This is a genomic window from Ruegeria sp. HKCCD6157 (assembly GCF_013110685.1).
In the GTDB taxonomy this organism is placed as follows: Bacteria; Pseudomonadota; Alphaproteobacteria; order Rhodobacterales; family Rhodobacteraceae; genus Ruegeria.
Window position 1 is genome coordinate 1,140,725 of record NZ_WVRB01000001.1, and the last position, 22,298, is coordinate 1,163,022.

Annotated in this window: 19 protein-coding genes; 11 read left to right on the forward strand and 8 right to left on the reverse strand. The window is 58.6% G+C overall.

Annotated features, from left to right (window positions below; genetic code table 11):
* Positions 1-33 precede the first annotated feature (33 nt).
* Both GS612_RS05370 and GS612_RS05375 read left to right on the forward strand, forming a co-directional pair.
* Entirely contained in the window at positions 34-1,254 is a 1,221-nt protein-coding gene (locus GS612_RS05370) for an N-acetylmuramoyl-L-alanine amidase (protein ID WP_171639309.1), read from the forward strand.
* Between the two features lie 94 nt (positions 1,255-1,348).
* Positions 1,349-3,838 carry a penicillin-binding protein 1A gene (locus GS612_RS05375; RefSeq protein ID WP_152458276.1) on the forward strand — a complete coding sequence of 830 codons (2,490 nt, stop codon included), beginning with the start codon at positions 1,349-1,351 and terminating at the stop codon, positions 3,836-3,838.
* Here GS612_RS05375 and GS612_RS05380 read toward each other — a convergent pair.
* The gene (locus GS612_RS05380; protein ID WP_171639310.1) at positions 3,832-4,662 is read right to left on the reverse strand and encodes an aminoglycoside phosphotransferase family protein; all 831 of its coding nucleotides are present in this window, start codon (positions 4,660-4,662) and stop codon (positions 3,832-3,834) included. The genes GS612_RS05375 and GS612_RS05380 overlap by 7 nt on opposite strands.
* A 77-nt stretch (positions 4,663-4,739) precedes the next feature.
* Here GS612_RS05380 and prfB point away from each other — a divergent pair, with 77 nt between their 5' ends.
* The 4 genes from prfB (at position 4,740) to GS612_RS05400 (ending at position 8,889) form a co-directional block, all read left to right on the forward strand.
* Positions 4,740-5,867: a peptide chain release factor 2 gene (gene prfB, locus GS612_RS05385; protein ID WP_171362695.1), complete on the forward strand. Its 1,128-nt coding sequence runs from the start codon at positions 4,740-4,742 to the stop codon at positions 5,865-5,867.
* 1 nt (position 5,868) lies between these two features.
* Positions 5,869-6,573 (forward strand): M50 family metallopeptidase, encoded by a 705-nt coding sequence (locus GS612_RS05390; RefSeq protein ID WP_371809299.1) that lies wholly within the window; start codon positions 5,869-5,871, stop codon positions 6,571-6,573.
* A gap of 103 nt (positions 6,574-6,676) precedes the next feature.
* Positions 6,677-8,077 (forward strand): amidase, encoded by a 1,401-nt coding sequence (locus tag GS612_RS05395; RefSeq protein WP_171639966.1) that lies wholly within the window; start codon positions 6,677-6,679, stop codon positions 8,075-8,077.
* A 26-nt stretch (positions 8,078-8,103) separates the two neighbouring features.
* Entirely contained in the window at positions 8,104-8,889 is a 786-nt protein-coding gene (locus tag GS612_RS05400) for a DUF2189 domain-containing protein (protein ID WP_171639311.1), read from the forward strand.
* Between the two features lie 9 nt (positions 8,890-8,898).
* On the opposite strand, the gene GS612_RS05405 is transcribed toward GS612_RS05400, so the two are convergent.
* From GS612_RS05405 to GS612_RS05415, 3 genes are all read right to left on the reverse strand, one after another.
* A complete protein-coding gene (locus GS612_RS05405; RefSeq protein ID WP_152458272.1) occupies positions 8,899-9,618 on the reverse strand; it encodes a helix-turn-helix domain-containing protein in 720 nt (239 codons plus the stop codon).
* Positions 9,619-9,931: 313 nt separating this feature from the next.
* A complete protein-coding gene (gene ilvN, locus GS612_RS05410; RefSeq protein ID WP_117868667.1) occupies positions 9,932-10,492 on the reverse strand; it encodes an acetolactate synthase small subunit in 561 nt (186 codons plus the stop codon).
* Between the two features lie 69 nt (positions 10,493-10,561).
* Positions 10,562-12,313, reverse strand: a complete 1,752-nt coding sequence (locus GS612_RS05415; RefSeq protein WP_171639312.1) for an acetolactate synthase 3 large subunit — start codon at positions 12,311-12,313, stop codon at positions 10,562-10,564.
* A 422-nt stretch (positions 12,314-12,735) separates the two neighbouring features.
* Between GS612_RS05415 and GS612_RS05425 the strand changes: the two genes are divergently transcribed.
* A complete protein-coding gene (locus tag GS612_RS05425; protein WP_171639314.1) occupies positions 12,736-13,581 on the forward strand; it encodes a hypothetical protein in 846 nt (281 codons plus the stop codon).
* A gap of 47 nt (positions 13,582-13,628) precedes the next feature.
* Entirely contained in the window at positions 13,629-14,000 is a 372-nt protein-coding gene (locus GS612_RS05430) for a VOC family protein (RefSeq protein WP_171639315.1), read from the forward strand.
* A 95-nt stretch (positions 14,001-14,095) separates the two neighbouring features.
* On the opposite strand, the gene GS612_RS05435 is transcribed toward GS612_RS05430, so the two are convergent.
* The gene (locus GS612_RS05435) at positions 14,096-14,743 is read right to left on the reverse strand and encodes a response regulator transcription factor (RefSeq protein ID WP_171631808.1); all 648 of its coding nucleotides are present in this window, start codon (positions 14,741-14,743) and stop codon (positions 14,096-14,098) included.
* On the reverse strand, positions 14,740-16,173 hold the full coding sequence (locus GS612_RS05440; RefSeq protein ID WP_171639316.1) for a cache domain-containing protein: 1,434 nt from the start codon (positions 16,171-16,173) through the stop codon (positions 14,740-14,742). The genes GS612_RS05435 and GS612_RS05440 overlap by 4 nt, the downstream gene beginning before the upstream one ends.
* A gap of 245 nt (positions 16,174-16,418) precedes the next feature.
* Here GS612_RS05440 and GS612_RS05445 point away from each other — a divergent pair, with 245 nt between their 5' ends.
* From GS612_RS05445 to GS612_RS05455, 3 genes are all read left to right on the forward strand, one after another.
* A complete protein-coding gene (locus GS612_RS05445; protein WP_171639317.1) occupies positions 16,419-17,501 on the forward strand; it encodes a TRAP transporter substrate-binding protein in 1,083 nt (360 codons plus the stop codon).
* 120 nt (positions 17,502-17,621) lie between these two features.
* Positions 17,622-18,548: a TRAP transporter small permease subunit gene (locus GS612_RS05450; RefSeq protein WP_171639318.1), complete on the forward strand. Its 927-nt coding sequence runs from the start codon at positions 17,622-17,624 to the stop codon at positions 18,546-18,548.
* A gap of 17 nt (positions 18,549-18,565) precedes the next feature.
* Positions 18,566-20,920, forward strand: coding sequence for a TRAP transporter large permease subunit (locus tag GS612_RS05455; RefSeq protein WP_171639319.1), 2,355 nt, complete (start codon positions 18,566-18,568; stop codon positions 20,918-20,920).
* Between the two features lie 132 nt (positions 20,921-21,052).
* On the opposite strand, the gene GS612_RS05460 is transcribed toward GS612_RS05455, so the two are convergent.
* On the reverse strand, positions 21,053-21,442 hold the full coding sequence (locus tag GS612_RS05460) for a VOC family protein (RefSeq protein ID WP_171115473.1): 390 nt from the start codon (positions 21,440-21,442) through the stop codon (positions 21,053-21,055).
* A 7-nt stretch (positions 21,443-21,449) separates the two neighbouring features.
* Complete coding sequence (locus tag GS612_RS05465; RefSeq protein ID WP_171639320.1) at positions 21,450-22,274, reverse strand: arginyltransferase; 825 nt, start codon at positions 22,272-22,274, stop codon at positions 21,450-21,452.
* Between the last annotated feature and the right edge of the window lie 24 nt (positions 22,275-22,298).

The window sequence follows — 22,298 nt, forward strand, 5'->3', positions numbered from 1 at the left end:
GCCCGGCAAACGATCTCGGGAAAACTTGAGGCCATGAGCAGGATCTTCATTTGCATCGCCCTGATCTGGGCGCTGTGCGGCAGTGCCGTCGCGCAGGGTTTCAGCGCGCTGGCACGCGTTCAACCCGACCAAAGCCGCATCACGGATGTGGGGCGAACTGGCGTTCGCGTGGATATCGGCCTGAGCCAGGGGGTGCCGTACCGGATCTTCACCTTGCAGGATCCGTACCGGATGGTTCTGGACTTCAACGAAGTGGATTGGACCGGGCTGAACCGAACGGATTTCCTGCAATCCGAACGCGTCAGCGGCGTGCAATTCGGAGCCTATGTTCCGGGTTGGTCGCGGCTGGTGTTGGAACTGGGCGCTCCGATGACCGTAGACACTGCCGAATTGTCAGTTTCCGAGGTTTCGGGGTCGGCTATGCTGTCTCTCAACCTCAAGGGCACGGATTTTGATACGTTCAACGCAACTGCAGGTGCACCGCGCAACCCGGGATGGGACCTGCCGGAACCGGCTGATGTGCCGCAGGCATCGGCGCGCTCGGCAGACAGGCCGTTGCGCGTGATGCTCGATCCGGGGCATGGCGGGATTGATCCGGGTGCCGAAATCGACGGCGTTGATGAAAAAACCCTGATGCTGACCTTTGCCCGCGAACTGCGCGAAGTTCTCTTGCGATCAGGAGGTTATGAGGTGGTCCTGACCCGGGTTGACGACCAGTTCGTCTCGTTGGAGCGCCGGATTGCCTTGGCGCATCGGGCTGGCGTGGATCTGTTCATTTCGCTGCATGCGGATTCCCTTTCGGAAGGTCAGGCCCATGGGGCTGCCGTCTATACCCTGTCGGCCGATGCTTCGGATGTGGCCAGTTCAAAACTGGCCGAGCGGCATGATCGGGGGGATTTGATCTCGGGTATCGATCTGAATGGTGCCGATGATCAGGTGGCCGATGTTCTACTTGATCTGGCGCGCCAGGAAACGATGCCGCGGACCAGGTCCTTGGCCAGCGCGATCGCCAACGGGATGGCCCAGCAAGGCGGGCCGATGAACCGCAAACCGCTGCGGACCGCTTCGTTCTCGGTGCTCAAGGCGGCCGATATTCCGTCTGTTTTGGTCGAACTTGGATTTCTGTCGAGCCCCAGAGATCGAGAAAACCTCAGGGATTCGGAATGGCGGGCGAAAATGGCCTTGGGTATCTTTCAGGGGATCGAAGACTGGCGTCAGCAGGATGTGATCCGCAAATCCCTGATTGGCCAGTGACCTTGCGACGCAAAACGGCTAGAATACGCTTGGTGTTTTGACCCTTGGGCGGTGCAACACTATATAGGCACCACCGCGAGAAAAAGGCAGTAACGTGATCCGGTTCATTCTTTCGTTTTTCGGGGCGATCTTCAGTATCGTTACCTTGGGTATTTTCATGGTCGCACTGGTGATCGGTGCGGTGTTCTGGATGTATGGCCGGGACCTGCCCAGCCACGAATCCCTGGCCCAGTACAAGCCCCCGACGATCAGCCGGATCTATTCGGGCGAAGGCCAGTTGATCGACGAATTCGCGCAGGAACGCCGCCTGTTCACGCCGTCCGCGGAAATTCCCGATCTGGTGAAGCAGGCGTTTATTTCGGCGGAAGACAAGAATTTCTATACCCATCAGGGGTACGACCCACGCGGCATTGTCGCGGCAGGTGTCGAAGCGGTGCGCACCAAAGGCGGGACCGTGCGGGGTGCATCGACCATTACGCAGCAGGTAATGAAGAACTTCCTGTTGTCGGGCGACCGCCGGGCAGAACGCAAGATCAAGGAAATCATCCTCGCCACTCGGCTCGAGGATACCTTGGACAAGGAGCAGATCCTTGAGCTCTACCTGAACGAGATCTTTCTGGGTCAGAACTCGTACGGTGTGACGGCCGCCGCACAGACCTATTTCAACAAGACCTTGCAGGAACTTGCCCCGCACGAAGCCGCGATGCTGGCCGCGATGCCCAAGGCGCCGTCGGATTACCACCCGGTTCGGGAAAAGGAACGCCTGCTGGCCCGCCGAAACTATGTGCTGCGTGAGATGTACCAGAACGGTTACATCGATCAGGCGACCTATGAGTCCGAGGTCGAGATGCCGCTGCGCTCGGTTCAGAACGGCGATTTCGAAAGCTTCCGCACCGCATTGCCGCCGCGCGACTACTTCACAGATGAAATTCGTCGCCAACTGAGCGAGGACTTTGGTGAAGGTGAGTTCTTTACCGGCGGCTTCACGGTTCGTGCGTCGGTGGACGAAGAAATGCAGGTCGAGGCCGCAAAGGCCCTGCGCACGGCGTTGCAGAAATATGACCGGTCGCGTGGGAAATGGCGCGGCACCGGCGAAGTGATCCCGGAAGAGAAACTGGCGGATGAGGCACAGTGGCGCGAGGCGCTGTCGCTTCTGGAAATCCCGCGCGATGTGGTGCTGCCGACCCGCTGGTATCCCGCCGTGGTTCTGAATGTCTCGGATCAGCAGCTTACCGTCGGGATCGAAGACGGCCCTGCCGATGGCACCATTCCGCGGTCCGATATCAAGTGGATGCAGGGTGATTTTGCGGCGAACTTCAAACGCGGTGATGTGATCCTTGTTGTCGAGGGCGAAGAGGGGCAGTGGTCTGCCCGTCAGGTGCCCGAAGTTCAGGGCGCCTTTGTGGCGATGGATGTGAACTCGGGCCGCGTTCTGGCGATGCAGGGCGGGTTTTCTTATCAGGATACCGTTTTCAACCGCGCCACGCAGGCACAGCGCCAGCCGGGGTCCAGCTTCAAACCCTTTGTCTATGCCGCCGCGCTGGACAGCGGATACAGCCCGGCAACCATCGTTGTGGACGCACCGATCGAGGTGAACACGCCACAGGGCTTGTGGCGGCCCAAGAACTCGTCAAACAAGTTCTACGGGCCGACGCCCTTGCGCACCGGGATCGAGCAGTCGCGGAACCTGATGACCATCCGTCTGGCGCAAGAGGTCACGATGCCGGTGGTTGCAGGCTACGCCGAACGCTTTGGCGTCTATGACCGGATGGGCGCGTTCCTTGCAAACTCGCTGGGGTCCGAAGAAACGACGCTGTACAAGATGGTCGCCGCTTATGCGATGTTCGCGAACGGGGGTCAGCGGGTTGAACCCACACTGGTCGACCGTATTCAGGACCGGTTCGGCAAGACCATCTATCGTCATGATGATCGTCAATGCCTGAATTGCAATTCGACCTGGCTCGAGCCCGACGAGGCCCCAACCCTTGTCACGGACCGCGCGCAGGTCATGGATGCCATCACGGCTTATCAGCTGACGTCCATGATGAAAGGCGTGGTGGATCGCGGCACCGCCTCGCGCTATGTGAACCTGCCGGTGCCGACGGCTGGCAAGACCGGAACCACCAACGAATCCAAGGATGCATGGTTCATCGGCTTCACCTCGAACATCGTGGCGGGCTGCTATATTGGTTACGACCGCCCGCGCCCGATGGGACGGGGGGCTTATGGTGGTACCTTGTGCGGCCCGGTGTTCCAGAGCTTCATGGAAAAAGCCGTCGAAAAGTATGGCGGTGGGCCATTCAAGGTTCCAGAAGGTGGCCACTTCATCAAAATCGACCGTTTCAGCGGCGCCCGCCTGCCGGATGACGCCACCGGTGACTATGTCGTGGCCGAATTCTTCCGCGACGGTGTCGATGGGTTCATCGACCGTGTTTATGACGGTGGTTTTGCGATTGGTTCCGACCTGCCTTTGTTCGAGGAAGCGCAGCGCGCAGGTGTGCAGGTTCAAACCTCCACCGGACAAACCATCACGGTCGGCCCCAAGGCCACGCAAGGCGATCTGAGTACCGGCGGTCTTTATTGACCGACCGCGTCCAAAAAAAGGCGCAAAAGGTCGGCTTCCGGGTCGTTTTCGATGGCACCGTCGGATCGCCAGCAGATGGACAAGGCGCATTTGACGGCTGCCCATTGGGCCAGCCGTTTCTTTGAAACATTCATGGCTTCGGAATAGAGCGACAGGCAGGATTCGATCTGCCGGGGATCGCGCACCAAATCGGTCATGCCTTTTGGGTGCCGGAGAGCATTTGCCAGCTCAAAGGCCGGATCTCCTGCATATCCTTTGGCGTCGAAAACCCGCGGGCCATTGTGGGTCAGAATAATGTTGTCCGGGTGAAGATCCCCGTGCAGGGGTACCGGCGTGGGCTGGCTGATCAACAGGTGCTGACCCAGATTTGTGGCGGACAGCATGTCCTTGCGCAGACGGGTTGAGCAGGCCGGAGCAAAGGTGCAGCCGAACAAAGGGGCGAACACCTGGTTCAGGGGTTTCAAGCCACCGACGTCAGCGGTGGCCTTCCCATGCAGGCGCGCCGCCGTTTCTGCAAGGATCGCAACAGCGTCTTCAGGACGTCCTGCCCGCGCAATGTCCCCCAAAGACGGGCCTTCCAGCCATTCCATCAGAACGGCATTCCGTTCCTCGTTGAGAACCCGAACCGCGCCCCGGTCATGCCAGGCTTTCAACAGCGCGGTCCCGGGTTCTTCGTTGCCGCGATCCGGTTCGCGATAGAGTTTCAGGGCGGCGGGCCCGTGTTCCGACCGTACCTTCCACACCCGCGCCTGGGCTGCCTCGGCAACCAGTTCCGGTTGATGCAATTCCCATCGGTCCAGAAACTCTTGGAATGTGCCTGGCATTCACGCTCAGCCCGTCTTGTGGTGTCTCGCACCTCTTGCTATCACGCAGGCCTGATTGAGCAAGTTGGGACAAGACCATGCGCGCCGAAACCCAGAACACTGTGGCGGAAATCGAAAAGTCGCTGGAGCTGCTGGCGCAGCGCATGGACTATGAGACCGCGCCGCATCGCCTTGAGGAATTCAATGCGCGTGTCGAAGATCCCAACCTGTGGGACAATCCGGAAAAGGCGCAGAAACTGATGCGCGAGCGGCAGATGCTGGTCGACGCGATCGAGACCTACGAGTCCATCAAAACCGATCTCAGCGACAATATCGAACTGATTGAACTGGGCGAAATGGAAGAAGACGAAGAAGTTGTCCAGGACGCCGAAGCCGCGATCAAGGCGCTTCAGGCCAAGGCCGCGAAGAAAGAGCTTGAGGCGCTGCTTGACGGTGAGGCCGACAGCAACGACACCTTCCTCGAGATCAACTCGGGCGCGGGCGGAACCGAAAGCTGCGACTGGGCCTCGATGCTGGCGCGGATGTATGTGCGCTGGGCCGAGAAAAAAGGCTATACGGTCGAGCTTCAGTCCGAAACCCCGGGCGAAGAGGCAGGGATCAAATCCGCTGCGTACAAGATTTCGGGGCACAACGCTTATGGCTGGCTGAAATCCGAAAGCGGCGTGCACCGGCTGGTGCGGATTTCGCCTTTTGACTCGGCGGCCAAGCGGCACACCTCGTTCTGTTCGGTCTGGGTCTATCCCGTGGTCGACGACAATATCGAGATCGAGGTGAACCCCGCCGATATCCGCATCGACACCTACCGGTCATCGGGTGCCGGTGGTCAGCACGTGAACACCACGGACTCGGCCGTACGGATCACGCACATTCCGACCGGGATTGTCGTGACCTCGTCCGAGAAGTCGCAGCACCAGAACCGCGATATCGCCATGAAGGCTCTGAAATCGCGCTTGTATCAACTGGAACTGGACCGCCGGAACGCCGACATAAACGCGGCACATGAAGCCAAGGGGGATGCGGGCTGGGGCAACCAGATCCGGTCATATGTCTTGCAGCCCTACCAGATGGTCAAAGACCTGCGGACCAATTACGAGACCTCGGATACCAAGGGTGTACTGGACGGCGATCTGGACGGCTTCATGGCGGCCACACTGGCCCTGAACGTGGCGGGCAAGAGCCGCTCCGAGGCCCAGGGCGACAGCTGAGGTGAAGCGTAACAGCCCTTTCCTGAGCGTTCTGAAAGGGCATTGGCAGCTTATCCTGATCACGGCCCTGGTGTTTCTGCTCTGGAATACACCGGTCGCGGTTCCGCTGAAGATACTGGTCGTCTTTCTGCATGAGTTGTCTCATGCGGTGACGATCCTGATGACGGGCGGCTCGGTCGAGAGCTTTTCGATCTCATCACAACAGGGCGGCGTTGTCGTCGGCCGGGGCGGCAATCGCTTTCTCAGCCTGTCTGCCGGGTATCTTGGTTCACTGGCGCTTGGCATGGCCCTTTTGATCCTTGCCTTGCGAACAAGGGCCGACCGCGCCGTTCTGGCGGGTTTTGGCGGCGTCATGTGTCTGGTGGCGGTGCTGAATATCCGCGACCCGTTCGCCCTTGTTTTCAGCATCGGAACCGGGGCTGCGATGATTGCTGCGGCGTGGTATCTGCGTCCCGATGCAAGCGATCTGGTGCTGCGTGTGATCGGATTGACCAGTATGATCTATGTCCCTTTCGACATCTTCGATGACACGATCCGACGGTCTGGCGCGCGCTCGGATGCATTCATGCTGGCCGAGGAATTCGGTGGCTCTGCCATGTTGTGGGGTGGGATCTGGCTGGTGCTCAGCTGCCTCGTGATCGTTCTTTGCCTGCGCTACTGGCTTGGGGCTGACAGCAACCTGCATTTTCGCAGATCAGCGCGCTGACATTGCCGTCTGAGACTTCACTGAAAAGATACATTTAAACAGTGGGTTTAAATGATCCGAGCTGCCCGCTAGGCTGCCGGAAACGACAATGGATTGGCGCGTCATGGACCTGACCCGGATATCGGCTACAGACCTTTTGAAACAGTTGGCCAACCGGCAGGTTTCAGCCTCGGACGTGATGCAGGCCACGCTGGATCGCATCGCCAAGGTCAATGGTGAGGTGAATGCCATCGTCGCATTAAGGGATTCAGATGGTTTGATGGCCGAGGCGAAGGCCTGTGACGACGGCCCGATCACCGGCCCGCTGCACGGTCTTCCAATCGCAGTCAAGGATCTTGTGAATGTGGCGGGTGTCGTCTCGTCGCAAGGATCACCCGTTTTTCAAGACCACGTGCCAGCCAGTGACGATCTGATCGCCGCGCGGATGCGGCAAGCCGGTGCCATCCTGATCGGAAAGACCAATACGCCGGAATTTGGGCTGGGATCGCACACGTTCAATCCGGTCTATGGGGCAACGCGCAACCCTTATGATGCCGACCGTACCTGCGGTGGCTCATCCGGCGGGGCGGCGGTTGCCTTGGCGACGGGCATGGTTGCGCTGGCCGATGGCTCGGACATGATGGGCAGCTTGCGCAACCCTGCTGCCTGGAACAACGTTTATGGCTTTCGGCCAAGCTGGGGCAGGGTGCCTTCCGATCCCGTCGGGGACAGCTTTTTGCACCAGTTGTCGACACTGGGCCCCATGGCGCGCTGCCCCGAGGATCTGGGTGTTCTGCTTGATGTCATCTCGGGTCCGGACCCGCGCTTGCCGCTGGCCGTTGAAAGTGCGCCGGTGTCGCCGGTGACCGCCGCAGATCTGCAAGGGCTGCGGATCGGGTGGCTTGGCGACTGGGGCGGCGCTTTTCCGACCGAGCCCGGTATTCTTGACATCTGCAAAGACGCGATGGACGTGTTCGAAACACGTGGCGCGCGGGTTGAGGACGTCGCCCCGCCTTTCGATGCCGAAAAACTCTGGACCAGCTGGATCACCTTGCGGTCGTTCAGCGTGGCCGCCGGGCTGGAACCCTTGGCGTCGCAAAAGGAACATTTGAAAGACTCGGTGCAATGGGAACTGGATCGGGGTCTGGCAATGAGTGCAATGGAGGTGCACCACGCCAGTGTCATCCGCTCGGAATGGTTCCGTTGCGCGGCGAACCTGTTCGAACAGTTTGACGCGTTGGTTCTGCCGTCTGCTCAGATCTGGCCGTTTTCGGTTGATTTGCCTTACCCGACAGAGATCGCGGGCCGGACCATGGATACCTATCACCGATGGATGCATGTCACGATACCGGTCAGCCTGATCGGCCTGCCATGCCTTGCTGCGCCCGCGGGGTTTGGCACGCAGGGGCTGCCAATGGGGTTTCAATTGTTCGGGCCCAGAGGATCGGATCGGAAACTATTGTCAGTCGGTGCGGCTTACCACGCCGAAACCAATTGGCCGAACAAGAGGCCGGCGATGCAATAACGCCGGTCAGGGAGGAGGAAGACAACATGGACAAACCCTTTGGTGTTCCGGATATGCGACCGGTCGATACTGCCATGCTGCGGACTGCATTGCAGAGCGCCTGGGCCGACTTTCGCCGCGCACCGCTGTTCGGCCTTATTTTTGCGGGGTTTTACGTACTGTCCGGGTGGGCGATGGCATGGGTGACAATTCAGACCGGAACAACCTTTTGGCTGGTGCTGGCGGCCATCGGGTTTCCGCTGATCGGCCCGTTTGCCGCTGTTGGTCTGTACGAGGTGTCGCACAGGCTGGAACAAGGCGAGCCGCTCGACTTTGGCGCGATCTTCGGGGTCGTGATGCAGCAAAGCCGCCGACAATTGCCCTCGATCTGCGCGATCATAGTTGTCGTGTTTCTTTTCTGGTTTTTTCTGGGTCACATGATTTTTGCCCTGTTCATGGGGTTGGCGACGATGACCAACGTGTCGACCTCGCTTGAGGTGTTTCTGACATTGAATGGCCTGACAATGCTGGCCGTCGGCACGGCCGTCGGGGCGGTTTTTGCAACCGTTCTGTACATGATCACCGTTCTGTCGATCCCTCTGCTGCTGGACCGCGAGCTGGACTTCGTAACGGCCATGATCACCAGCTTTACCTACGTGTCAGAGAACTTTCCGGTGATGCTGGCCTGGGGTGCCTTCATCGCGGTGCTGACATTTCTGGCGATGGTGCCCTGGTTTCTGGGGCTGCTGGTGGTACTGCCTTTGCTGGGACATGCCAGTTGGCATCTGTACCGGCAGATCACGCAGAATGATGAAGAGGAAACACCAACCTGAGGCGGTAGGTTACAGGTTCTGAGCCACATTGTTCGTCGACAATCGCGCAGCAGCAAAAATGGCCGTCGAGTCGTGCCCAAGGTATTTTAGCACAACGGGTTCGGGCGTTGTCGCATTTGTCGGGCTGATGACCGACCCACGCCAATGAACTGCCGTTCCCGTGGGGTCCGGAGAGATCAGATAGACCCGGCTGTTCTGACCTTCCCGCTGGGAGGTCAGCATATAGACAGTGTCACCGCTTGAGGCTGCTATCCCCTGTATTTCCCGCGCCTTCGGGGGTGCCTCGGGCATTGCTGCTCGCGACACGTAGCCACGGATCAACGTACATTGGGCCAAGGGACGGGCGTGCAGCAGGGTCATCCGGTGTTCAGCCGACAGGCTTTCGATCACCGCGTAGAACCCGGGGGAAAACGGGGATTTCTCGATCGCATCCGCACCCGAGCCCAGAAACTCTGTCAGGGCCGGAGTTGCAGGGTGTTCTTCGATCTTCTCAATCTCGTCCAGCGGTTTCAGAAGAATGCGGGCATCGACATCGAAAAACCTGCATATACGGTCCAGCACATCCGGTCTGGGTACGCTTTCACCGGAAAGATATCTGTTGAACTGGGTACGGTTTACGCCAAGTTGTCGGCACAGCGCCGAGATCGAGCGATATCGCTTCGCCAATTGCCGAAGGTTCGCACCAAACATTGCGCGAATCTCAGCCGGACTACGAATATCGTCAGTCATGGGTGCCCACGTCTTGCTTAGTTTCTGAAAGAAACCATCGTCGCACTTAAGCCGAAGCCCTGTGCATTTTTGAAATCGTACAGAATGACCCCAAGCAACGTATCCCCACGTCGCGTTGCAGCTTCGAGGCTAACGCCCTCATGTGTAAAGGCAATAGGCTTTATCTGAAAATGCCTGATCTTTTTCGGGAAAAGCCGACCTTATGGCAATTATAGCGCATTCAGATCGCAAGAGTTGAATTTGAAAGGACCAGCCACCCTAAAAAGTGTTCCCGCCTTGGCTGCAAGACAAGTGCCAAGGCGGGACAGTTCGATCAATCGCCGCGCAGCAGGGCCGCCACGCCAGTACGCGCGATTTCCATCAGGCCCAGCGGGCGCATCAGGTCGGCAAATGCGTCGATCTTGTCGGGCGCACCGGTGATTTCGAAGATGAAGGAATTGAGTGTGCTGTCGACAACATTGGCGCGGAAGATATCGGCCAGTCGCAGGGCTTCGACCCGTTTATCGCCTTCGCCGACAACCTTGATGATCGCCAGTTCACGCTCGACCGAGGCGCCCTCGACCGTCAGATCATGCACATCACGCACCGAGACAATCCTGCCAAGCTGCGCCTTGATCTGTTCGATGACTTGGGGCGTGCCGGTGGTGACGATGGTGATGCGGCTCAGGTGGCCGGTATGATCAACCTCGGCCACCGTAAGGCTTTCGATGTTGTAACCACGACCCGAGAAAAGGCCGATGACACGGGCCAGCACTCCGGGCTCGTTTTCGACCAGAACCGCGATGGTATGGCGTTCCTGAACGTCCGAGAAGGTGGGCCGTAGGTTATAGGCCGAATGGCGGGTAGAGCCTTTTTTGATATGTAGGGCAGACATTTACGTCCCTTTCATCATCCTTGACAGGTTGGGTACAGCGCGGCACTCAACCAAATCCGTCGAATTTCGTTAAACCAGAACCGAACCTTTGGAGTCGATCACGCCCTGCGTCTCGGCCTCACCCAGCAGCATCTCGTTATGGGCTTTGCCCGACGGGATCATGGGGAAGCAGTTCTCGTGCTTTTCGACCAGACAATCAAAGATCACCGGACCGTCGTAATCGATCATCTCCATGATCGCGTCATCCAGATCGGCGGGGTCGGAACACAGGATACCTTTGGCACCGAAGGCTTCAGCCAGTTTCACGAAATCGGGCAGGGCCTCGGACCAGGAATGCGAATAGCGCTCGCCATGCAGCAACTCCTGCCATTGGCGGACCATGCCGAGGCGTTCGTTGTTCAGGATGAACTGTTTCACCGGCAAGCGATACTGAACGGCGGTGCCCATTTCCTGCATGTTCATCAGCCAGCTGGCCTCGCCGGCGACATTGATCACCAGAGCATCCGGATGCGCCATCTGAACGCCGATCGAGGCGGGGAACCCATAACCCATCGTGCCCAGACCACCCGATGTCATCCAGCGGTTGGGGTCTTCGAACCCAAGGTACTGCGCCGCCCACATCTGGTGCTGACCCACCTCGGTGGTGATGTAGCGATCATGCTTTTTTGTCAGTTCTTCAAGGCGTTGCAGCGCGTATTGCGGTTTGATCGACTTTTCGCTGTTGGTGAAGGCCAGGCAGTTGATCTTGCGCCACTCGGCGATCTGGTTCTGCCATTGTTTGACATTCGCGGCGTCCGTCTTGCGGCCGCGCGACTTCCAGATCTTCAGAATATCCTCGAGCACATGCGCCACGTCGCCGACGATCGGGATGTCGACCCGTATGACCTTGTTGATCGAGGACGGGTCGATGTCGATATGCGCTTTTTTCGAGTTCGGCGAAAACGCATCGATACGCCCGGTGATCCGGTCATCGAACCGCGCACCGATATTGATCATCAGATCGCAATCATGCATCGCCATATTGGCCTCATAAAGGCCGTGCATGCCGAGCATTCCCAACCAATTTTCGCCCGAGGCAGGATAGGCGCCAAGTCCCATCAGGGTTGAGGTGATCGGAAAGCCCGTTGCATCCACCAGTTCACGCAGCAACTGGCTGGCCGCGGGGCCGGAATTGATAACACCACCGCCGGTATAAAAGATCGGTTTCTTTGCGGTTTCCATCGCGGCAACCAGCTCGGTGATCTCTTCCAGATCTCCTTTCATCGCGGGTTGGTAATGCGAGGTCGAAGGTTTCGGGCTGGCATATTCGCCCGACGCGAACTGCACATCCTTCGGGATGTCGATCAGCACCGGGCCGGGGCGGCCCGAGGTGGCGACATGGAATGCCTCGTGCAGGGTTTCAGCCAGCGAGTCCGTGTCCTTCACCAGCCAGTTATGCTTGGTGCAGGGGCGGGTGATGCCTACGGTGTCGGCCTCCTGAAACGCATCCGATCCGATCATGAAGGTCGGGACTTGCCCGGTCAGAACGACGATCGGGATCGAATCTAGCAACGCATCGGTCAGACCGGTGACAGCATTGGTGGCACCGGGGCCGGAGGTGACAAGCGCGACGCCCGGTTTTCCCGTCGATCGGGCATAGCCTTCGGCCGCGTGGATCGCGCCCTGTTCGTGACGCACCAGAATGTGGCGAATGTCGTTTTGCAGAAAGATCTCATCATAGATCGGTAGCACGGCGCCACCGGGGTATCCGAATACCGTGTCCACGCCCTGATCCTTGAGGGCCTGAACCACCATCTTTGCGCCGGTCATCTCACGTGTCATCTGCTTTGCTCCGTTCGCGACATGTGTCTTGCGTTCGACAAAAAAAAGCCCCCGATTTTTCGGAGGCGCATGGGTTCGATTATGGTTTACCGTTACCGGCCCATGCGCGTGGTTCCTACGATTACGACTAGCGTTCTCATCGCCAGAGGCTCCTTTTTGCTTGGAGGCGACATTATGGTCGGGGGGAAGGGGCGTCAACAGGCAATTGCACCAATTTTCTATCTCGGCAGCGGTATTTTGCGACATTTTATTGCGCAGATTGCCGCATGTCGGGAATTTCCGGGAAATCGGCGTGAAAATTGGCCGTTTTGTGTGCGGATAAGGCGGTCTGAAAGCGTCAGGCCGATGTCCGAAACGGGCATGATCATTACTTTTTTCTGCGCCACGCTGAACGTGCAAAGGGCAAAACCCGGAGGCGAAAAATGTTGCAGGACCTGGTTGATCTTGGCCGCTATCCAATAGATCGTCCGGATTCACCGGCTTATGATCGGCTGATCGAGGATTTGAGACGCGAGTTGGAACAGGATGGATGTGCTGTTCTGCCGGGTTTCGTGCACGAAGCAGGGGTCAAGCTTCTGGTGCAAGAAGCCGAGGGGGTGGCGCCCAAGGCGCACCGGTCCTTCAAAAGAACCAACGCCTATTTCACGAAGGACGACCCAAGGCTTGGCATCGCCCATCCGATCCGCCGGTTCTATGATCGTTCGAACGCCTTTGTTCCGGCCGACAATCTTTCGAAATCCGGCCCGCTGCGGCGCATTTACGAGTTCGACGGCTTTCTTCCCTTTGTCCGCGATGCCCTGAATGAACCCGAAGACCGCTTTTTCCGCTACGATGATCCATTGGCGGACGTGATCATCAATGTCGTGGAAGAAGGGCAGGGCTTTCCCTGGCATTTCGACACCAACAACTATACCGTGACGCTGGCCATCCAGAACGGAGAGACGGGCGGCGCGTTCGAATACGCACCCAACCTGCGGACGGCGGAAAATGAAAACTTTGATCTGGTAGCCTCGGTTCTCGATGGGAACATGGGGCGGGTTCGTCGGCTGGAACTGCAGCCGGGGGATTTGCAGATTTTCAAGGGCCGGTATTCATTGCACCGGGTTGCTCCGGTCAGTGGCATGTGCCGTCGTTATGTCGGCATCTTTTCCTTTGTCGAGGCTGAAGGCATGTGTGGCGGTGTGGAACGGACGCAGCAATTGTATGGCCGCGTTTTGCCGCATCACTACAAGCGCGCGGGGCTGCGAAAGGATCAATTGCTGGATTGAGTGGTCAACCTCGGTACAATGCATCTGATTGATGTCCGGAGAGTCAGATGCCCAAGATTTTGCAGCTTACACCATTTGTGTTGTGCTCGTCCCTGAAGGACCAGATCGACTTCTATTGTGATCGTCTTGGGTTCACCTGTGGGTTCACGCAAGACAATTATGCCTTTTTGAAACGTGGTCCTGTTGCGATCCGCCTTTTGGAGTGCCCGCCGCGGGATGACGGCAAGCCATTGGGTGATGAACACTCCTTCTATATCGATGTTGAAGAAATTGATGGGCTTTATGACAGCCTGCGCGACCGATTGGCCGATCTGCCCGAAGGCCGTGTCAGGCCGCCGTTCAATCAGCCCTATAATCAGCGTGAATTCCACGTTCTGGACGAAGACGGGACATTGGTTTTTTTCGGAGAAGGTCTTTGACCCGGCGGGTAGCGCTCCCGCCCATCGTCAACACGCCTGTGGCGCGTATCCTCTGGTTGGGCCGGGCAGCGCTGCGCGCTGCGGGCGCGTGCAGATCAGAAACCGACGCCAGTCCCTTGCAGCACGCCATGTTCCAAAGCGTAGCGTGTCAGCCCGGCGGTTGAGGATATGCCGAGTTTGCGTTTGATATTCTTGCGGTGCGTTTCGACCGTCCGCACGGAAATATCCAGCGTTTGCGCAACTTCCTTGTTGGATTTGCCCTGCGCCAGTTCCAGCAGAATGGTCTGTTCACGTCCGGTCAGCGCTTCGCGCACGTTGTCGCCCTTGGGCTTGAGCGATCCGCTGGCGCCTGTACACAGATACCGTTCACCCCGCATCACGGCATCAATAGCCTGCTTGATCTCTTCCGTGGGCACGTCCTTGAGCACGTAACCTTTGGCACCGTGGCTGAGCGCGGTCGAGATATATTCCGGGCTGTCATGCATCGACAGGATCAGGATGCGTGTTTCCGGCAATCGTTCCAGGATGATTTCCGTGGCGCTGAGACCGCCGAGACCGGGCATGTTCAGATCCATCAGGATCACATCCGGGGCAAGGTCAACAGCCTGATCCACTGCCGCCTGTCCGCTGCCAAGCGTACCGACCACTTGGATCTCATCATAGCTTTCAAGGATGGACTGGATGCCCTCGGCCACCATTGGATGGTCGTCGACGATAAGAACTCGGATGCTTTCGGCGCTCATGTGCCGGCCTTTCGGTTCGGTGTTGCGTCTTCCTGCGGCGGCAGAAGGTGGCTCAGCGGCAGGCTGACTTCGATGACGGTGCCGCCACGCGGTCCGCGTGATGACAGAATGCGCAGGGACCCGTCAAGCTGTTCGATGCGCTCTTGCATGTTGCGCAACCCGATCCCGGTGCTGGGAGTGCCCGGATCGGTCCGCATGCCCCGGCCATTGTCGGTGATCCGCATGGTTGCACCTTTCTTGTGCCCGCGCAGGTCTATCGTAACATGCGTGGCGCCAGAGTGGCGCTCGATATTGGTCAGCGCCTCTTGCGCGATGCGATACAGGGCAATCTTGCTGTCCTGATCCAGCCGGTTGCGGAACACCACGGTCGAGAATTCCGTCTCGATCCCGGTGCGGTCCCGGAAATCGTCGGTCAGAGCTTTCAGTGCGGGCCCAAGGCCCAGATCGTCCAGCACGCCGGGGCGCAGGTCGCGACTGATGCGGCGGACCTCGGTGATGGCGGTGCCAAGATGGTCAATCCCTTTGTCCAGCGGATCGCGTGCGCCCGCGTCATCACCGCGGGACAGGCGGCGCCGCGCGTTGTCCAGCGCATAGCGTACACCGACCAGAATCTGGCTGATGCCGTCATGCAGTTCGCGGGCAACCCGGCCTCGTTCTTCTTCCTGGGCATCGAAGACGCGCTGGGTCAGTTCCTTCAGCTTGGCGTCCGCAAGTCTGCGCTCGCGGATGTTCAGCAACATGCCGGATGCAAAGACGATGAGCACCGCCGCCACAACGATCGCGCCGATATACATGAAGGTGCGCTGAACGCGGGCCTCGACCTCGGCCCTGGCGTTGGCGACCGTTGCAACGATGTCGTCGATGAAGACTCCGGTTCCCACGACCCAGCGCCAGTCCTGAAGCCCGACGACATAGGCGATCATCTGCGCTTCCTCTCCGGTCGAGGGCTTTTGCCACATGAAGCTGTGCCAACCGGCCCCCTGGCGGGCGAGGCGGATGAACTCGTCAACGATCGGAGTGCCGTCGCTGTCCGTCAGCCCTTCCCAGTTTCGGTTGATGAACTGCGTCTGGCGGGGGCTGACCAGATTGTTGCCGTCATAATCATAGACAAAGAAGAACCCATCCTGGCCATAGATCATTGCCGACAGGATTTGGGACACGAGGTTTTTTGCGACCTCGTCATCAGGCTCGGCCCGGCCATAGATGTAGGCGAACCCGTTGCGCGCCTGTGTCACGTAGTTGCGCAGCTCTTCCTTCTTGGCTTCGATCAGGCTGCGTTCCAGCGCCTCGATCTCACGTTCGGCGGTCGCGCGGGCCTCGTATGTGACAAGCATGGCGATTGCCGCCACGGCCACGACCAGCGGGATTGCCGCCACCAGCGACAATTTCTGCGCATAGGTCAGCGAGACCAGATGTCGGAGTCTTTGCATGGACGAATCGATACGCAAGCGGCGGCGAAAATGCAAAAAGATTGGGCTTTGTTCGGGGAATACAGAGATTATCGTCGGGGAAGACGTGCTTTGCGGTCTGATTTCTTGCCGGAAATCGCAAAGAATCCGATTCTCTACGCAGTAGTAGGTATTCCCTTTCAGTTCGGTCACATTAGGCTGACGCGCACTGAATGCGACAGGTCCGGTTCTGCCGGGCCGTGACTATGAAGGGGAGGAACACTCATATGGATCGTCGTTCATTTCTGAAAAAATCCGCGCTGGGCGGCTCGGCTGCTGCTGCAACCGCTCTGGCGGCACCGGCCTATGCGCAGGGACAGCGTACTCTGACCATGGTGACCTCGTGGGGTCGCGGAGCCGCGGGCGTGTTCGACAGCGCACAGCGTTGTGCCGACAGCATCAATGCCATGTCGGATGGCAGCCTGAATGTCGATATCAAAGCCGCCGGCGAACTGGTTGGCGCGTTCGAAGTATTTGACGCGGTTTCGTCGGGGCAGGCCGACATGTATCACGCCGCTGACTATTACTTTGTGGGTCAGCACCCGGGCTATGCGTTCTTCACCGCTGTACCTTTCGGTATGACAGCGCAGGAGCAGGTGAACTGGTACTATCATGACGGCGGTATGGAGCTGCATGACGAACTTGGCGAAATCTTTGGCCTGAAGTCCTTCCTGGCGGGCAACACCGGTGCGCAGGCGGGCGGCTGGTTCTCGAAAGAGATCAACGGCCCCGAAGACTTCCAGGGTCTGAAGTTCCGTATGCCGGGTCTCGGCGGTCAGGCGTTGGGTAAACTGGGCGCATCGGTTCAGAACATTCCGGGGTCGGAAGTGTATCAGGCGCTGTCGTCCGGCGCGATCGACGGGACCGAGTGGATTGGTCCGTGGGCGGACGAGAAGATGGGCTTCCAAGAAATCACCAAGACGTTCTACACAGCAGGTTTCCACGAACCGGCAGCGGGTCTGTCCCTGGCGACCAACCGCGACGTGTTTGACGAGCTGTCGCCGGCACAGCAGAAGATCATCGAGATCGCAGCTGCCGAAGCGCATCAGTGGAACCTGGCGCAATTCCTTGCCAACAACGGTGCTGCTCTGCAGCGTCTGCAGTCGGGTGGAGTTAAGGTTCTGGAATTCCCGGACAGTGTCTGGGATGCCTTCGGCCAAGCCAGCCAGGAAGTTCTGGACGAAAACATGAGCGATGAGCTGTTCAAGAAGATCCATGACAGCGCAATGACGTCGATGGCTGCGTCGTCGGCGTGGCTGAACAAATCGTCGGGCGCTTACACCACTCAGCGTGACCGTGTTCGCGGCTAAGCCTTTCTGATCCAAGGACAACCGGTTCCCCCGCGCGGCGGGGGAACCTTTCCCGTTGCGCTAAGGGGTATGGGCAAGCAACACTAATCCCACGTGCAACTGAGACGACCTGGGGACAAAATGCAGGACGAAAACGGTATCTCGTTCTTCGGCGCCCTGTGGAATGGACTGGTCTGGTTCATTCAGAACATTGCCGAAGCCTTCTATAATTTCGGATACGCCATCACGCATCCGCAGCTCTGGTTGGACTGGTCCGACAAGGCGTCGATCATGCGCTTTGTCTATTACGGCGGTTCGGTCGAGTTCTTCTTCGTGGTGTTCACCTTCTTTCTGGTTCTGACGGCCATCGGGCTGTACTACCGGAACTTCATGTGGGCCATCGTGCGGGGCCTTGAGGGCTTCGCCAACACCACCGGGCGCTTCTTTGCCTGGGCGGGGCTGTTGATGGTGATCCAGCAGATCATCATCGTTTTCATGCAGCGTATCTTCACACGAGCCGACATGGCGTTCGGGTTTGGTATTCCGCTCAGCAAAGACATCAGTTGGTATTCCGAGGAACTGAAGCTTTACAACGCCATGGTCGTTTGTCTGTGCTGCACTTACACATTCGTGCAGGGAGGGCATGTGCGCGTTGACCTTATCTATGCCGGTGTCAGCCATCGCGCCAAACGCGTGATCGACATGCTTGGCGCGGTTTTGTTCATGATGCCCATGGCCGTCCTGACCTGGATGTATGGCTGGTACTTCATGTGGCGGCACCTGATCGTGCCGAAACCTTCGGCCAGTGACACGCTGGACCGACTGGTGGCCAAGTCCCGTGCGCTGCGCTGGAACGTGGAAACCATTGGGTTCAGCCCCAACGGATTCAACGCCTACTTCCTGTTCAAGATCTTGCTGGTGGCCTTTGCCGCGATGGTGTTCCTGCACGCAATCGCATTCCTGTACCGCTCGTATCTTGAGTATGTGGAAGGGCCGGAAAGCACTGGAAAATACCTCGACAAGGACAGCCTTGGCGAGGGCGAAGAAGCCTATGAAGGCGCGCATTAGGGACGGAGACCAAGACAATGCTATTCGGACTTGATGGCGTCGAGATAGGCCTCATTATCGTATTCTTCTGCCTCTTCGGGGGCATCCTTTCCGGCTTCCCGGTGGCCTTTGCCATCGGTGGTGCCGGGGTGATCTCCTTCGGGATCATTGCCGCACTGGACAGCGCCGGGCTGTTGGTCCACCAGGCAATCGACACGGGCTCACAAGCCTATCGGGATCTGGTGAATTCCGGGGTCAAAGCGGATGTGATTTCCGTGTTCCGATACCCGGACTTGCCGAGGATCGCCGAGCCGGTTTTTGTGCAAGGTTGGGAAACCGCGCTGGACCGCAACGTGTCGTTCATCGTCAATCGCATGAACGAACGTGTTCTGGCCGGTCAGTCCATCGAAACATTGCTGGCCGTGCTGATGTTCGTTCTGATGGGTATCACGCTGGAACGCTCGAAAATCGCGAACGACCTGCTGACGACGATGGCGCGCGTCTTTGGACCGCTGCCGGGTGGTCTGGCCGTGTCCATCGTGGTTGTAGGGGCATTTCTTGCGGCCTCTACCGGCATTGTCGGCGCGACCGTGGTGACGATGGGCCTGCTGGCGCTGCCGACCATGTTGCGGAACAATTACTCGCCAGAGCTTGCAACGGGTGTGATCGCGGCCTCGGGCACGCTGGGACAAATCATTCCCCCCTCGATCGTGATCGTTCTGCTTGGCACATTGGCGGGTGATCTGTATTCGACGGCGCAGGAGACGCGGGCCGTTGAGGCGGGATGTACCGATGCGCTGACCTATTTGGGAGAGCCGGCGGTTGTCTCGGTCGGAACCTTGTTCCAGGCGGCTCTTTTGCCGGGGATTCTTCTGGCCCTGCTTTATGCGTTGTATGCGTTTGGTTATGCATTGCTGAATCCCCATAAGGCACCTGCCGTGGCGCTGTCAGGCGGGTCGGGTGAGCCGATCACCCGGTCCGAAGGTCTGACTTGGCTGCTGGGCGCACCGGTTGCGCTGATTGTCGGCACCGTGTTGCTGGGCAATGTCGGCCTGATCGGCAGCCAGAACATTTCGGTCTCGGCTTTCTCGGACATCGGACAGGGCGCATCGTTGCGTACCAACGTGTCGGAAGAATGCAAGGTATCGATGATCGATCTGCATGGTCAGGCCGCCTGGGATCAGGCCGTCGCCGAGCAGGAAGCCATTGATGCCGCTGGCGGTGCAGCTGAGTCTCAGCGCCTGACCGAAGAAGAACTGGCCGCCGCACAACAGGAAATGATTGCATCAGCCGCACCAATTGGCACGGGTGTCGCGATCACCGTCGTGCTGTTGGGCCTCACTCTGGTTCTGGGCCGTGGCATCGCCCCCTCGCGTGCGCCACAGCCGCTTATCGTTGGTGCGATTGGTCTGCTGCTTATGGTGTTGGTCGATATTTTGCTGATTTCGCCCACAACAACTTCAGGGGCGACGTTCCTGTTGCTCGCGTTGCCATTTGCGCTGGCCATGTATGGTTGCAAGGAAGCCGCAGCGCGATGTGCGACCAATGACCTGATCCGCGTGGTCTTCCCGCCACTGGTTCTGATCATCGCGGTTCTGGGATCGATTCTGGGTGGTGTGACCAACCCGACGCCGGCGGCTGCGCTGGGGGCGGGTGGCGCGATCATGCTGGCGGCCTATCGCAAGCTTCAGGATCAGGGGCGATCGGGCAAGGTGATCATCTGGTCGACCTTTGCCGTGATCATCGCCTTGCTGATGGGGGTCAACTTTGACCTGCGGGTCAATCAGGGCAATGTGACGTTGGAGACCTGGATCGCCTTCATCATCGCGTATGCAGCCTATCTGTATGCCTTGTTCGGGCTGCTGTTCGGGTGCTGGGTGCTGTATTCAAGCGGAGTTCTGACCCCGGTGGTGCGCGAGACGGCCAAGGTGACCTCGATGGTGTTTACCATCCTGATCGGATCGCAATTGCTGAACCTGGTGGTGATCTCGTTCGGAGGGGAGCACTATATCCAGCAATTCCTGAAGAGTTTTGACAACGAGTTCACGGTCTTCCTGATCGTGATGCTGGTGTTGTTCATTCTGGGCTTCGTGCTGGATTTCCTCGAGATCATCTACATCGTGATCCCGATCGTGGGGCCGGTGATCTATGGCGGGTCGTTCGATCCGAAATGGGTGACGATCATGGTGGCGGTGAACCTGCAAACATCCTTCCTGACACCACCGTTCGGGTTCGCGTTGTTCTACTTGCGAGGGGTTGCGCCGAAGGAAGTGACGACGGGCCATATCTATCGCGGGATCATTCCATTTGTTTTGATCCAGGTGGTAGGGATCGCAATTCTGTGGTTCTTCCCGGCGATTGTCACGATCGTACCGGACCTGATCCCGAACTGATCCGGATCATCAAAATGCAAAAGGGGGCCCGAAGGTCCCCTTTTTCTTGTTTGTTGCAGGGAAGGGGCCAGCCCCTTCTTGCCCTGCGGCCAATTCATCCCCGGGATACTTTCGGCCAGATGAAGAAGCGGATCAGGTGAATTGGATCAGATCCCAGCGGTTGCCATAAGGGTCGCGCCAGACGGCGACTGTGCCATAGGATTCAAAGCGGGGAGTTTCTTCGAAATGGACCCCGTTGGCACGCATCTGTGTGTAGTCGCGTTGGAAATCATCGGTTTGAAGGAAAAAGCCCACACGGCCGCCGGTCTGGTTGCCGATGGCGGCGCGTTGTTCGGGCCCGTCGGCTTTGGCCAAAAGAAGGCCGCCGCCGCTTGAACCCGGCGGTGTGATCAGGACCCAGCGTTTTCCGCCCCCGAGATCGATGTCCTTCAAGAGCTGGAAGCCAAGTCTTTCCGTGTAAAACGCAAGTGCGTCATCGTAATCCGGCACCACGAGTGTGACGGCGTGCAGGTTCTGTTTCATGGGGTGGTCAGCCCTTGGTGGGGTGGCGGTCGGGAAGCTGGATATTGGCCACTTGCTCGGCAATCGGAGCGGTGGACAGGGGGTGCCGTGAGGAAGAGCAGAAGGTATCAGGATCTGCGATCTTTTGCCATTCGCCCTGAACATAGGCCTCAAGCCCGGAGAATTTTGCCTTGTAGCCCATCTTGGGGCTGCCGGGGACCCAATAGCCCAAGTAGATATAGGGCAGGCCAGCTTCGCGCGCGATCTCGATATGGTCCAGGATCATATAGGTGCCCAGAGAATTCTGAGGCTGCTTCGGATCGTAGAAAGAGTAGACCATGCTCAGCCCATCATCGAGCACGTCGGTCAGGCTGACAGCGATCAGGTCGCCGGTCTCAGGATCTGCATATTCCACCACCCGGCTTCGAATCGGGGTTTCCTCGATCATTGCCGCAAATTCGAACACATCCATGTCGGCCATGCCGCCATCGGCGTGCCGGGTGTCAAGATAGCGGCGGAACAGCTCATACTGCTCGTCCGTGGCCCAGGGCGATGTGGCGCGGCGTTGCAGATATCCGTTGCGTTTCACAGCGCGTTTCTGGCTTTTTGTCGGGCGGAACGCCGAGACGTCGATCCGGGCGGACAGGCAGGCTGCGCAATCTGTGCAGGAAGGGCGGTAGAGTACATTCTGCGATCGGCGAAACCCCTGCTGCGACAGGGAATTGTTCAACTGTTCCGCACCTTCGCCCTGGAGCGCGGTAAACAGCTTACGCTCCATCCTGCCATCGAGATAGGGGCAGGGTTGCGGGGCCGTGACATAGAATTGTGGCGCAATTGGCAGCGTGTGTCGCATGAAGTTCCCGGATAGCCTCGGGAG